This window comes from Lutibacter agarilyticus (genome assembly GCF_900188235.1).
GTDB lineage: Bacteria > Bacteroidota > Bacteroidia > Flavobacteriales > Flavobacteriaceae > Lutibacter > Lutibacter agarilyticus.
In genome coordinates this window covers 100,900-113,285 of the sequence record NZ_FZNT01000008.1, presented here as the reverse complement: position 1 = coordinate 113,285, position 12,386 = coordinate 100,900, and the positions used below count along the sequence as shown (strand labels likewise).

11 protein-coding genes and 1 pseudogene are annotated in these 12,386 nt (G+C 30.4%); 5 read left to right on the top strand and 7 right to left on the bottom strand.

What is annotated here, in order from left to right:
- Window positions 1-71 precede the first annotated feature (71 nt).
- The 5 genes from arfB to CHB67_RS13375 are packed head-to-tail and all read right to left on the bottom strand — an operon-like array spanning window position 72 to window position 2,997.
- Complete coding sequence (gene arfB, locus CHB67_RS13395; protein ID WP_089382295.1) at window positions 72-473, bottom strand: alternative ribosome rescue aminoacyl-tRNA hydrolase ArfB; 402 nt, start codon at window positions 471-473, stop codon at window positions 72-74.
- Window positions 470-1,063 (bottom strand): AAA family ATPase, encoded by a 594-nt coding sequence (locus CHB67_RS13390; RefSeq protein ID WP_089382294.1) that lies wholly within the window; start codon window positions 1,061-1,063, stop codon window positions 470-472. The genes arfB and CHB67_RS13390 overlap by 4 nt, the downstream gene beginning before the upstream one ends.
- Window positions 1,027-1,656: a nicotinamide riboside transporter PnuC gene (gene pnuC, locus CHB67_RS13385; RefSeq protein WP_089382293.1), complete on the bottom strand. Its 630-nt coding sequence runs from the start codon at window positions 1,654-1,656 to the stop codon at window positions 1,027-1,029. Before pnuC ends, CHB67_RS13390 begins: the two co-directional genes overlap by 37 nt.
- A gap of 2 nt (window positions 1,657-1,658) precedes the next feature.
- A complete protein-coding gene (locus CHB67_RS13380; RefSeq protein WP_089382292.1) occupies window positions 1,659-2,366 on the bottom strand; it encodes a geranylgeranylglyceryl/heptaprenylglyceryl phosphate synthase in 708 nt (235 codons plus the stop codon).
- Window positions 2,359-2,997, bottom strand: coding sequence for a 4'-phosphopantetheinyl transferase family protein (locus tag CHB67_RS13375; protein WP_089382291.1), 639 nt, complete (start codon window positions 2,995-2,997; stop codon window positions 2,359-2,361). The genes CHB67_RS13380 and CHB67_RS13375 overlap by 8 nt, the downstream gene beginning before the upstream one ends.
- Window positions 2,998-3,085: 88 nt before the next feature.
- On the opposite strand from CHB67_RS13375, the gene ahcY reads away from it, so the two are divergent.
- The 3 genes and pseudogenes from ahcY to CHB67_RS17525 all read left to right on the top strand — a co-directional run.
- Window positions 3,086-4,402 carry an adenosylhomocysteinase gene (gene ahcY, locus CHB67_RS13370; protein WP_089382290.1) on the top strand — a complete coding sequence of 439 codons (1,317 nt, stop codon included), beginning with the start codon at window positions 3,086-3,088 and terminating at the stop codon, window positions 4,400-4,402.
- A gap of 106 nt (window positions 4,403-4,508) precedes the next feature.
- Window positions 4,509-5,303, top strand: a complete 795-nt coding sequence (locus CHB67_RS13365) for a universal stress protein (RefSeq protein ID WP_089382289.1) — start codon at window positions 4,509-4,511, stop codon at window positions 5,301-5,303.
- A 293-nt stretch (window positions 5,304-5,596) separates the two neighbouring features.
- A pseudogene (locus tag CHB67_RS17525) lies at window positions 5,597-6,141 on the top strand (IS982 family transposase); the annotation flags it as partial.
- 20 nt (window positions 6,142-6,161) lie between these two features.
- On the opposite strand, the gene leuB reads toward CHB67_RS17525, so the two are convergent.
- Both leuB and CHB67_RS13350 read right to left on the bottom strand, forming a co-directional pair.
- Entirely contained in the window at window positions 6,162-7,277 is a 1,116-nt protein-coding gene (leuB, locus tag CHB67_RS13355; protein WP_089382287.1) for a 3-isopropylmalate dehydrogenase, read from the bottom strand.
- Window positions 7,278-7,309: 32 nt separating this feature from the next.
- Window positions 7,310-8,485, bottom strand: a complete 1,176-nt coding sequence (locus tag CHB67_RS13350) for a 2-isopropylmalate synthase (protein WP_089382286.1) — start codon at window positions 8,483-8,485, stop codon at window positions 7,310-7,312.
- Between the two features lie 150 nt (window positions 8,486-8,635).
- On the opposite strand from CHB67_RS13350, the gene CHB67_RS13345 reads away from it, so the two are divergent.
- Window positions 8,636-10,180, top strand: coding sequence for a hypothetical protein (locus CHB67_RS13345; protein WP_089382285.1), 1,545 nt, complete (start codon window positions 8,636-8,638; stop codon window positions 10,178-10,180).
- A 520-nt stretch (window positions 10,181-10,700) separates the two neighbouring features.
- Window positions 10,701-12,383 (top strand): dihydroxy-acid dehydratase, encoded by a 1,683-nt coding sequence (gene ilvD, locus CHB67_RS13340; RefSeq protein ID WP_089382421.1) that lies wholly within the window; start codon window positions 10,701-10,703, stop codon window positions 12,381-12,383.
- Window positions 12,384-12,386 lie beyond the last annotated feature (3 nt).

The following is a 12,386-nucleotide window of genomic DNA, read 5'->3' as shown; positions in this document are numbered from 1 at the left end:
CCGTTATAGGCACCCCTTTTGAGATGCGGCAAAGCTACTCAATATTTTTTTAAAAGTAAAATAAAGAAAAATTATATTTCTGGTTTTCTTCTGAAGGCCTTTTTAAATGCCTGTTTTTTCTTTTTATCTAGCCGTTTTCGAATGCTAGATTTACTAGGTTTGGTGGCTTTTCGTTTTTTAGGAACTTTTAATCCGTTTGTAATAAGTGTAATAAATCGGTCAATTACAAGCTCTTTATTTTTATGCTGACTTCTACTTTCATCACAATTTAAGAGTAAAACACCTTCTTTTGTTAGTTTTGAATACAAGTTTTTTTGTAGTAATTCTTTTTCTTCAGAAGACAATTCAATAGAATTTATAAGGTCAAAAATTAGTTCAACTTTTGAAGAAACTTTGTTCACATGTTGTCCGCCTGCACCGCTACTTCTAACTGCTTTAAAACTTAATTCTTTTATGAGGTTTTCAGCAATCATAACCCTGAAAATGTTTGTAAATTAGGCTTTGATGCTAATATTTTATCAATAGCTTTTACAGCTTTATCTAATCTGGTTTTTTTATCTCCTTTTAATAAAATATAAGGTCGATTGTATTTTTTTAAAGCATTTTCAAAAGCATTAAACATTTCTAAACGTTGTTCAGGTCTGTCTCTTAAGTCATCAGCATCCCAAGGTGTGTCAATATAAGTTAGCAGGTACAAATCATATTGATTTGTTTTTGCGGCTTCTTCCAAGTCGGGGTGTACATAACCGCCGTAAAACTCTTCTGAATACACTTTGGTTTCTAATAAATCAGTATCACAAATTAAAACTCTATCAGCTTTTTTTGCCAATTCATTTTCTAATTTCATTTGACCAATGGCAATTGGAATTAAGTCGGAATTTTCACAAGTTTTACGTTCGTTGTTCCATTTATCTTGTAAATATTCGCGTGCATATTCACGTACCCAAACAGTATTGTAATGGTGTGCTAAATTACGAGATAGGGTAGTTTTTCCTGTGCTTTCAGGACCAAACAACACAACTTTTATTATGTTTGCGTTTGTTTGTTTAAGAGTTTCTTCCATGATAAATAACCAGAAATTGCGATAAGTGTAAATATAAGATATTGAAAGCTTGTAAACGTAAATCCTTTGTAAAAATATAGCGGAACAGAAATTAGGTCTCCAATAATCCAATAAATCCAGTTTTCAATTTTTCTTTTCGCCATTAACCACATTCCTACAAAAAATATAGCTGTGGTAATAGTGTCAACATAAGCAACCCAACTGGTCCATTTATCAAAATAAGTATAAACAAAATACACAAAAACTAAGGTGGCTAAAAATATAAAAATGGATGTGATTTTTTCTTTTTTAGTGGTTTTTGTAATAGGCGTATTATGCGTGTCATCTACTTTTCTAGTCCAAATATACCAGCCGTAAACACTCATTATAAAATAATAAGCATTGATCATCATATCACCTAAAAGTTCCCATTTTAATAATAAATACACAAAAATTAAGGTACTTACCATTCCGGTTGGATATACCCAAACCTTGTTGTTTTTTGAATACCAAACCGATAAAAAACCAAAAATAACAGCAATAATTTCTAATGCAATATCTATTGTATCATAGCTACTATATTGCCCAAAAAGGGTATCAAATAATTCGTTCATAGTTATAGCTCGTTATTTTCAAATGCGGTTCCAATTACCACAAGGTCTGCACCATTTTTATAGGCATTTTTTAATTGTTCTTTTGATCTTATACCACCACCAACAATAAGTGGTATTGAAATATTTTTTTTCACTTCTGAAATTAATTCAGCACTTACAACTTGTTTAGCACCACTTCCGGCTTCTAAATAAATTAGTTGTTTGCCTTTGTACATACCGGCAACAGCTGTGGAAACGGCTAATTCTATATTATTTTGTGGAATAGGACTGGTTTTACTCACTTTTAAAACTGACGAATTTGTGCCGCCATCAATTAAAATATAACCTGTCGGAATTATTTCTAAAGTTGAATTTTTTAAAAAAGGAACTGCTTTTATTTGTTGTTCAATTAAATATTCGGGATTTCTACCAGAAAGCAACGATAGAAATAGCAAACCATCAGCATAATTTGTGACTTGTGAGTAATCTCCTGGGAATAAAATGATTGGAATTTCAGTGTTTTCTTTCAGTTTTTTTACAAAGTTGGAAGTAACTCCATCTTCAACAAAACTTCCGCCAACAAAAATAAAATCTGCATTTAGTTTTTCAATTCTTTTTATAATTGAAGAAATTTCACCCAAAGTACTTTTATCAGGGTCTAATAAAATAGCCAATAATTTTTGGCTCTTTTTTGAAGCGTTTTGTATGTTTGAAAGAATTGATTTAATCATTCGTAGCAGGATCTAGAGCATAAACCAATGTGAAATTTTCTACTTGGTGAAAATGAATATCGTAGGTTTTGTCCCAATTTTCCACTTTAATATAACCTGTTGTTTTTTTATCTGAAATTTGAAAAGAATCAATATCAATATCATTTTTAAAAGTCAATCCGCCATACGGGTAAATTTTATACAAACTTTCTTTTGCACCCCAAATAACTGTTAATTGCTGAATGTAATCATCATTCTCATGAATAAAACCTCTTTCAAAATTGACAAACTTATGCTGAATTATTTTTATTTTCTCTCTATTTTTTTCAATGTCAATTCCCACTTCATTAGTGCTAATTGCAATGGCAGAAAAGGTAAATGAATGCGTGATTGAAATATGCTTACCATCGGTTAAATGTGGCTTTCCATTTCCATTATAAAATAAATCGTTGTCGCAATATCCTGCTTCTTTTAATAAATGACGTACGCTTAAAAAACCGCGTTGGTGTAATTCCGATTTCATAGATTGAATTCGGTTTTTACTTCTATCTGTTAAAAGCATACCCTTAGATAATGCATCAAAAGACTCTTCAATTTTCCACACATAAATTGTGGTGTGCTTATTTGGTTTAATGGTTTTAAATAAAGGCATTTAGTTTCTCAAATGTATTTTGTACTTTTGCAAAATATTAAAACAATACTAACTAATTGTTTTAAATAAAAAAACAAATTTAAGAAATATGAGTACAGAAACATCAACATACGTAAAATATAAGGTAAAAGATATCAATCTTGCCGATTGGGGACGTAAAGAAATTGAACTTGCTGAAGCTGAAATGCCAGGTTTAATGAGTTTAAGAGAAGAGTATAAAGGTCAAAAACCTTTAGCAGGAGCTAGAATTGCAGGTTGTTTACATATGACTATTCAAACAGCTGTTTTAATTGAAACATTGGTTGATTTAGGAGCTGAGGTTACTTGGAGTTCTTGTAATATTTTTTCAACACAAGATCAAGCTGCCGCTGCTATTGCTGCTGCAGGAGTTTCAGTGTATGCTTGGAAAGGTTTAAGCGAAGAAGAATTTGACTGGTGTATAGAGCAAACATTATTTTTTGGTGAAGATAAAAAACCATTGAATTTAATTTTAGATGATGGTGGAGATTTAACCAATATGGTATTAGATAGATATCCAGAATTAGCTGCAGGTATTAATGGTTTAAGTGAAGAAACTACTACAGGTGTGCACCGTTTATACGATCGTATGAAAGCAGGAACATTGCCAATGCCTGCAATTAATGTAAACGATTCTGTTACAAAATCTAAATTCGATAATAAATACGGATGTAGAGAAAGTGCAGTAGATGCCATTAGAAGAGCAACAGATATTATGTTAGCTGGAAAGCGCGTAACAGTTTGTGGTTATGGTGATGTTGGTAAAGGTACAGCTGCATCATTTAAAGGAGCAGGTTCTATTGTAACGGTTACTGAAATTGATCCTATTTGTGCATTACAAGCTGCAATGGATGGTTTTGAAGTAAAACGTTTAGAAACAGTTGTTGGTAATTCTGATATTGTTATTACTACAACAGGAAATAAAGATATTATTCAAGGTCGTCATTTTGAAGCAATGAAGGATAAAGTAATTGTATGTAATATTGGTCATTTTGACAATGAAATTGATATGGCTTGGTTAAATAAAAACCACGGACATACAAAAGATACAATTAAACCACAAGTTGATAAATACAATATTAACGGAAAAGATATTGTTGTTTTAGCTGAAGGTCGTTTGGTGAATTTAGGATGTGCAACAGGTCACCCAAGTTTTGTAATGAGTAACTCATTTACAAATCAAACATTGGCGCAATTAGAACTTTGGAATAACAGAGAAGCTTATAAAAATGAAGTGTATATGTTGCCAAAACATTTAGATGAAAAAGTAGCTCGTTTACATTTAGCTAAAATAGGTGTTGAATTAGAAACATTACGTGAAGATCAAGCTGAATATATTGGTGTAACGGTTGAAGGACCATTTAAACCTGAGTATTACAGATACTAATTAAAGGTATTTTAATATAAAAAAAGGCTTCATTAAATTAATTAATGAAGCCTTTTTTTGTCTTGTTTTCTAAATTAATTAATACCTTTGGCGAAAATTATTTTTTATGAAAACCATTTTAGTTCCTCTTGGAAGTTCAGAAAACGCAGTGAATACTTTACAGTATGCAATTGACTTTGCTTCGGAAGTAAATGCAAATATATATGTTGTTCAAGTCTTTGGTTCAACAAAAGTAACAGGTTCTTTACGAAATATTGATGACCTTATTGAAAATAGAACAAAAGAAGAAATAACAGCTGTTTTATCAAAAGTTGATGTTAAAAATGTTGATATAAAAGCAATTACATCAACAGGTAAAATTTTAGATGTTATTGCCAGAGCATCAAAAGAATTAAATGTTGATTTAATAATTGCATCTGCAAATATTACAAGTGCCGATAGCTCTCTATATGTTGGGTCAATAACAGGTGGAATTGTAAAACGCACTGAACTTCCAATGTTAATTATTCCTGTGAATTGTAAATTTAAGCCGTTTAAAAATGGTTTAATTGGATTAAGATCAGGTTTGCTTAGAAAACATAAAGTATTAAAACCTTTAGAAGATTTAATGGCTAATTTTAATACAAAATTTAATTTATTGCATGTGATTACCCCACATAATAGTGAGAAAGATAACGTATTGCATGAAGATTTTAAAGAAATTGCAGATACTATTACAACAAGTGAAAACGCTACAGTATTTCATGGTGTATTATTGCATTTAAATAGCATTACTCCAGATTTAATTTGTGTGATTAGACGAAAACGTGGATTTTTTGCTAAATTATGGGAGAAAAATAGCATCAAAAAAATTGATTTTGAAAGTAAAGTTCCATTATTAGTTTTAAAAGGAAACTTATAATAAAATTGGGAAGTAGCTCTTTTTTAAAATAAGGAATATAAACATTTACTATATGTTTATAGTTTAAAATAATCGTGTCTTTTTTTGCATGTCAAAAAAGATACGATTATTTTTTAGTTTATGGAAGAGGTAAATGTTGGTTACTTAATTTTAAATGAATGTTTGAAAATTCGTAAACAATAATATAGTCTTTTGTCCCGTTGTGCATTATGATTTAAAAGAAAAAGGTATTCATCTTCCTGAAAATTAGTAAATATATTTAATTGCAAATTATTAACAATGAGTAACTTGAGTGTAAATTATCACGCAGTTCTCGTTCAAGTATTTGTAAATAAAATACTTATGTATTTCTAGGTAGAGGCTATTGTACAGCTCAAAGTTCTAATTATTACGGTTATAAACTACATGCTGTTTGTTCTGTAAATGGGGTTTTTCAAAGTATCGATTTGAATCCAGTATCTGTATACGATATTAATTACCTTAAAGATATTAAGAAGCAAATAAGTGATTGTACGTTAATTGGTGATAGAGGTTATTTATCAATAGAAATACAACTTAGCTTGTTTGAAACCTGTAATATAACACTAAGTACACATAAGAGAAGCGATTAAAAAAATTACAAAATACCCACCTTATGTATTTAGAAAAAGGATGAAAAGGATAGAAACTTTATTTTCACAACCTTGTAAGCAATTTATGATAAGACGTAATTATGCTAAAAACTTTTGAAGGTTTTAAAACTAGAATAGTAGCTAAGATAACTGCTTTAACAACTGTTCAATATATCAATAAGTTATTTGGTAGAAATATTAATAATATTAAATTTAGCATTATTTAAAATGCACAACGGGTTAATTTTTAAATAATAGTTGACTGTCCTAAATCAATATTATTTTTATTGTAAAATGTATTTTCATCATCCAAAATAAAATCTCTTAAAAAATTTCCAACATTGGTAGTTGAAAAATGATTTGTAGAATTTAAATCCGGTGTTGTAATATTTAACTCTATTGATTTTTCAACAGCATTTTTAATATCTTCAGCTTCATCAATTAATTGAAAATGTTCTAAAAGCATCGCTGCTGATAATACTGCGGCTAAAGGATTAGCGAAATTTTTACCTTTTGCTTTTGGATACGACCCGTGAATTGGTTCAAATAAAGCTGTTTTTTTGCCTATAGATGCCGAGGCTAACAAACCAATAGAGCCTGAAATTACACTTGCAGCATCAGATAAAATATCACCAAACATATTTTCAGTTAAAATAACATCAAACTGTGTTGGTTTTAAAATTAACTGCATTGCAGCTGTATTTGCATATAAAAAGTTAAGTTGTACTCCTGGGTAACTTTTTGAAATTTCTTTCACTCTTTTTCTCCACAAACGAGATGTTACAAGTACATTAGCTTTATCAATTAAAGTTAATTTTTTACGTCTTGATTTTGCAGCTTTAAATGCTAAATGTGCAATTCGGTCAATTTCACTTGCAGTATATTTACATGTATCTATTGCTTCTTTACCGTCTTCACTAAACTTTTTTTCGCCAAAATAAATACCACCAGTAAGTTCTCGGTAAATAATAAAATCAGTTCCTTCAACAATCTCCTTTTTTAAGTTTGATTTATGAATTAAGTAGTCGTAAGATATTACAGGTCTAATATTGGCATATAAATCTAATTCTTTCCGAAGCCTTAATAAACCTTGTTCAGGTCTTATAGTTGCATTGTGGTCTTTGTCGTATTTTGGATCTCCAATAGCCCCAAATAAAATGGCATCAGCACTTGAACAAATTTCTAATGTTTCGTCAGGTAGCGGATTTCCAGTTTTATCAATGGCAATAGCACCAACATCAGCCTTTTTATATTCAAAAGTATGATTGTATTTTTCGGAAATTGCATCTAATATTTTTACAGCTTGATGTATTACTTCGGGTCCAATTCCATCACCAGGAAGCAAAGCGATTGTTAATTTCATAAATTAAATATACAATTTTTACCAATACAAGTTTAAATTGCTATACGAGTTTTTGAAATTTGATTTAGTTCCATTAAATGTTGGATATCTTCATCATTCACTTCTTTATGATGATCGGCAAATTTTAAAAATTGAGGATAAATATCATCTAACTGAATTTTAGTTAAGTCGTATCCAACATTTTTTGCACGGTAAGCCAATGCAGCTCTACCACTTCGGGCAGTTAAAACAATAGAAGATTCAGTAACACCAACATCAGCAGGGTCCATAATTTCGTATGTTTCACGGTTTTTTATAACTCCGTCTTGATGAATTCCTGAACTATGAGCAAATGCATTTTCACCTACAACAGCTTTGTTTGGTTGAACTATCATTCCCATACTTCGTTGCACTAATAAACTTGTATCGTATAATAATTTGGTATTAATTCCAGTGTCTAAATTTAAGTATGGGTGTTGTTTTAAAATCATTACTACTTCTTCTAAAGCGGTATTTCCAGCACGTTCACCTATTCCGTTAATTGTACACTCAATTTGACGTGCTCCATTTTGAACCCCAGCAATAGCATTTGCAGTTGCCAAACCTAAATCGTTATGACAGTGGCATGATAACGTTACATTATCAATTCCTTTTACGTTTTCTTTTAAGTATTTTATTTTAGCACCATACTCATCAGGTAAACAGTAACCTGTAGTGTCAGGGATATTTAAAACAGTTGCTCCAGCTTTAATAACTTGTTCTAAAACTCTAGCTAAATATTCGTTATCTGTTCTACCTGCGTCTTCAGCGTAAAATTCAACATCTTCAACAAATTTCTTTGCGTAAGCTACGGCATCATAGGCGCGAACAATAATTTCTTCTTGAGTAGATCTAAATTTATGTACAATATGCGATTCAGACGTTCCAATTCCTGTATGAATTCTAGGGCGTTTAGCATATTTTAAAGCGTCTGAAGCTACCTCTATATCTTTTTGATTTGCTCTTGTTAAACCACAAACCGTTGCATTTTTCACTAATTTTGAAATTGCGACTACTGAATCAAAATCTCCCGGACTTGAAATTGGAAAACCAGCTTCAATTACATCAACTCCTAAAATATCAAGGCGTTCAGCAATCACTAATTTTTGCTCAGTATTTAACTTACAACCAGGGACCTGTTCACCGTCTCTTAGGGTTGTGTCAAAAATTTGGACTCTATTTTTACTCATTTCTGATTTTTTTTTATCAATTTTGGAAAGTCAAAAATAGAAGTATAGTATTCGTATAATTCTTCATGTAGAAGGTTATTACTATATTCAAGTTCTTGGCATTGGTTTTAAGTTACTGATTAACAGTATAATAAAAATATTTTTATTACAATGGCTATTGAGCAAAAAGATTCACTTTTTACTTTAGTGAAATCACTCTCTAAATCTGAAAAACGTCAATTTAAATTGTATGTTGGGCGATTGGGTGGTAATTCTGAAGCAAACTTCATGTCTTTATTTAATTTGTTAGATAAGGTTAATAGTTATAATGATGAACTTATTTTAAAAAAAACCAATATTAAAAAACAGCAAATTTCTAATACAAAAGCACATTTATACAAGCAAATTTTGGTGAGTTTAAGATTTAACCCTGTGCATCAAAATGTAAAAGCGCAAATAAGAGAGCAGTTTGATTTTGCTTCAATTTTATACAGTAAAGGTTTATATAAGCAAAGTTTAAAAATTTTAGATAAAGCTAAGGAATTGGCGCTAACTAACGATGAAAACAATTTAGCCTACGGAATTGTAGAATTTGAAAAAATTATTGAGTCGCAATATATTACTCGTAGTATGAGTAATAGAGCTGATGAACTTTCTGAACAGGCAAAACAATTAAGCTTAAAAAATGTTAGAACCAGTAAATTATCAAACCTTTCATTGCAATTATATAGTTTATTATTAAAACAAGGGTACGTTAAAGACGAATCAGATTCTCAACTTGTAAATGAGTATTTTGAAAAGCGTTTGCCAAAGTATAAATTATCTGAGTTAGGTTTTATGGAAAAACTTTTTTTATACAAAGCTCATTTATGGAGAAGTTTAATTTTACAAGATTTTGTTTCGAGTTATAAATACGCTCAAAAATGGGTTGATTTGTTTGAAGATGCTCCCGAAATGAAAAAACAAAACACGGTTTTTTATTTAAAGGGGTTAAATTACTTATTAGAGTCTTTATTTTTAATTCGACATAAAGAAAAATTTAAAAATGTTGTAGAGAAATTTAAATTAGATATTGATGAAGGGAATGTGTTGTTAAATGAAAATACGTTAACTCTAGCATTTTTATATTACAATCAAAATAAATTGAATTCCTATTTTATTAATGGTAAATTTACTGAAGGCTTAAAATTTATACCAACATTACTGTTAGAATTAGAGAAGTATAAAACAAAAATAGATCCACATCATATTATGGTATTTTACTATAAAATTGGTTGTATGTTTTTTGGGGCTGGTAAAAATGAAGAATGCATTGTTTATTTAGAGAAAATAATTAATAATAAAGATTTAAAAATGCGAGAAGATTTATTGTGCTTTTCTCGTGTATTAAATTTGGTTGCACATTACGAAGCAGGGATAGATTATAATATTGAGAAACTAATAGTTTCAACCTATAAGTTTTTGTTGAAAATGGATGATTTACACGATGTTCAACGGAAAATGATTGCGTTTTTAAAGAACTTGAGTAATATTTATCCACAAGACCTTCGTAAAGAGTTTATAAAATTACATAGTGAGCTCATAAAATATCAAGACCACCCTTACGAAAAAAGAGCATTTTTATATTTAGATATTATTTCTTGGCTTGAAAGTAAAATACAAAACTTAACTGTTGAAGAAATAATTCAGAAAAAAGAAAAAAATAAAGTACACTAAAAGTCTTTTATTTAAAATTATTTTACATATTTGTACCAATTAAGATGAAAAAATTAATTATCAATATCATTTCTATTTATGTCTCTGTGATTATTTCACAAGAAGCATAGGAATGTTGTTGAAGTATATATCGTACAAAACCTTCCTAATATAATTTGGGAAGGTTTTTTAGTTAAAAATAATATGAAAGCAAAATTTATATATATAATTATTTTAATTCAAGTCATTATAGTCAGTTCAAAAGATTGATACAAGTTTGTTGTGTAAGTAACTTAAAAACCTGTATCATTTATTCGATGCAGGTTTTTTTATTGTATAATCATTGTAAAAAAAATAGAGTTAACTATCAGCATTACAGTAGTGTAAGTAATATATTTGGTAGATGGCTATTGTAAAAAAACCAAATGGAAAACTGTTAAAAGAAATAGCTGAATTAAATTTGTATCTTATTGTTAAATAAGGAATTAAAATGTGATTATTTTAAAAATAGTTTAAAATAATTTAAAAAATGCTAAAATTAATGCAATTAAATAAACATAGTAAAAGAGTAACACAAGACCCTACGCAGCCCGCAGCGCAAGCAATGCTATATGCTGTTGGACTTTCTGAAGAAGATATGAAACTTCCACAAGTAGGAATTGCAAGTACAGGTTACGATGGTAACCCTTGTAATATGCACCTAAATGGGTTGGCATCTCAAATTAAAGAAGATGTAAATAAGCTAAACCAGGTCGGACTTATTTTTAATACTATAGGTGTTAGTGATGGAATTTCTATGGGGACTTTAGGTATGAATTATTCATTACCTTCTCGTGATGTTATTGCAGATTCTATTGAAATTGTAATGAACGCTCAAAGTTATGATGCGTTAGTAACGGTTGTTGGTTGCGATAAAAATATGCCAGGAGCCATTATTTCAATGTTGCGTTTAAATCGCCCATCTTTAATGGTGTATGGTGGTACAATTGCTTCAGGAAATTATAAAGGAAAAAAATTAAATATTGTTTCGGCATTTGAGGCTTTGGGTCAAAAAATTGCAGGAGAAATTTCAGAAGAAGAATATAAAGAAATTATTAAAAATGCTATTCCAGGAGCAGGAGCTTGTGGGGGCATGTACACGGCAAACACCATGGCTTCTTCTATAGAAGCATTAGGTTTTGCTTTGCCTTATAATTCTTCAATTCCGGCAGAAAATCCAACGAAAGAATCAGAAAGCGAAAGAGTAGCTGCGGCAATTAAAAACTTATTAGAATTAGATTTAAAGCCGTTAGATATTATTACAAAAAAATCATTAGAAAATGCCATTGCTTTGGTGAATGCCTTAGGAGGTTCAACCAATGCCGTATTGCATTATTTAGCCATTGCACATGCTGCAGGAATTGAATTTACACTAGAAGATTTTCAACGAGTAAGTGATAGAACTCCACTTATTGCAGATTTAAAACCGAGTGGTGAATATTTAATGGAAGATGTTCATGGAGTTGGTGGTACGCCAGCAGTTATGAAATATTTATTAGATAAAGGGTTTTTACACGGAGATTGTATGACTGTTACAGGTAAAACATTGGCAGAAAACTTAGCAAATGTTAAACCATTGACTTTTGAAGAAGATCAAAAAGTAATTCATACAACAGATAAAGCTTTAAAATCATCAGGAAATCTTCAAATTTTATATGGAAACCTAGCGCAAGCAGGTTCTGTAGCAAAAATTAGTGGAAACGAAGGTAATTTGTTTGAAGGAAAAGCAGTGGTTTTTGATAGCGAACAAGAAGCAAATGATGGAATTGGAGCCGGAAGGGTTTCAAGAGGTGATGTTGTGGTGATTCGTTATGTAGGTCCAAAAGGAGGTCCAGGAATGCCAGAAATGTTGAAGCCAACCTCTATGATAATGGGTGCTGGTTTAGGAAAATCTGTAGCTTTAATTACCGATGGTCGTTTTTCAGGCGGAACACACGGTTTTGTGGTAGGTCACATTACTCCTGAAGCGCAGGCAGGTGGGAATATAGGTTTAGTTAAAGATGGTGATATTATTGTAATTGACGCAGTAAATAAATCAATTGATGTGAAAGTTTCTGAAGCTGAACTGTCTGAAAGAAAAGCGCATTGGGCTGAGCCAGCTTTAAAACATTCAAAAGGAATATTATATAAATATGCAAAAACCGTTTCTTCTGCTTCAGAAGGTTGTGTAACGGATAAATTTTAATAT

Excerpts from the sequence above, each read along its gene's own strand:
- arfB (WP_089382295.1), bottom strand. The coding sequence starts at position 473 with ATGATTGCTGAAAACCTCATAAAAGAATTAAGTTTTAAAGCAGTTAGA.
- CHB67_RS13390 (WP_089382294.1), bottom strand. The coding sequence starts at position 1,063 with ATGGAAGAAACTCTTAAACAAACAAACGCAAACATAATAAAAGTTGTG.
- pnuC (WP_089382293.1), bottom strand. The coding sequence starts at position 1,656 with ATGAACGAATTATTTGATACCCTTTTTGGGCAATATAGTAGCTATGAT.
- CHB67_RS13380 (WP_089382292.1), bottom strand. The coding sequence starts at position 2,366 with ATGATTAAATCAATTCTTTCAAACATACAAAACGCTTCAAAAAAGAGC.
- CHB67_RS13375 (WP_089382291.1), bottom strand. The coding sequence starts at position 2,997 with ATGCCTTTATTTAAAACCATTAAACCAAATAAGCACACCACAATTTAT.
- ahcY (WP_089382290.1), top strand. The coding sequence starts at position 3,086 with ATGAGTACAGAAACATCAACATACGTAAAATATAAGGTAAAAGATATC.
- CHB67_RS13365 (WP_089382289.1), top strand. The coding sequence starts at position 4,509 with ATGAAAACCATTTTAGTTCCTCTTGGAAGTTCAGAAAACGCAGTGAAT.
- leuB (WP_089382287.1), bottom strand. The coding sequence starts at position 7,277 with ATGAAATTAACAATCGCTTTGCTTCCTGGTGATGGAATTGGACCCGAA.
- CHB67_RS13350 (WP_089382286.1), bottom strand. The coding sequence starts at position 8,485 with ATGAGTAAAAATAGAGTCCAAATTTTTGACACAACCCTAAGAGACGGT.
- CHB67_RS13345 (WP_089382285.1), top strand. The coding sequence starts at position 8,636 with ATGGCTATTGAGCAAAAAGATTCACTTTTTACTTTAGTGAAATCACTC.
- ilvD (WP_089382421.1), top strand. The coding sequence starts at position 10,701 with ATGCAATTAAATAAACATAGTAAAAGAGTAACACAAGACCCTACGCAG.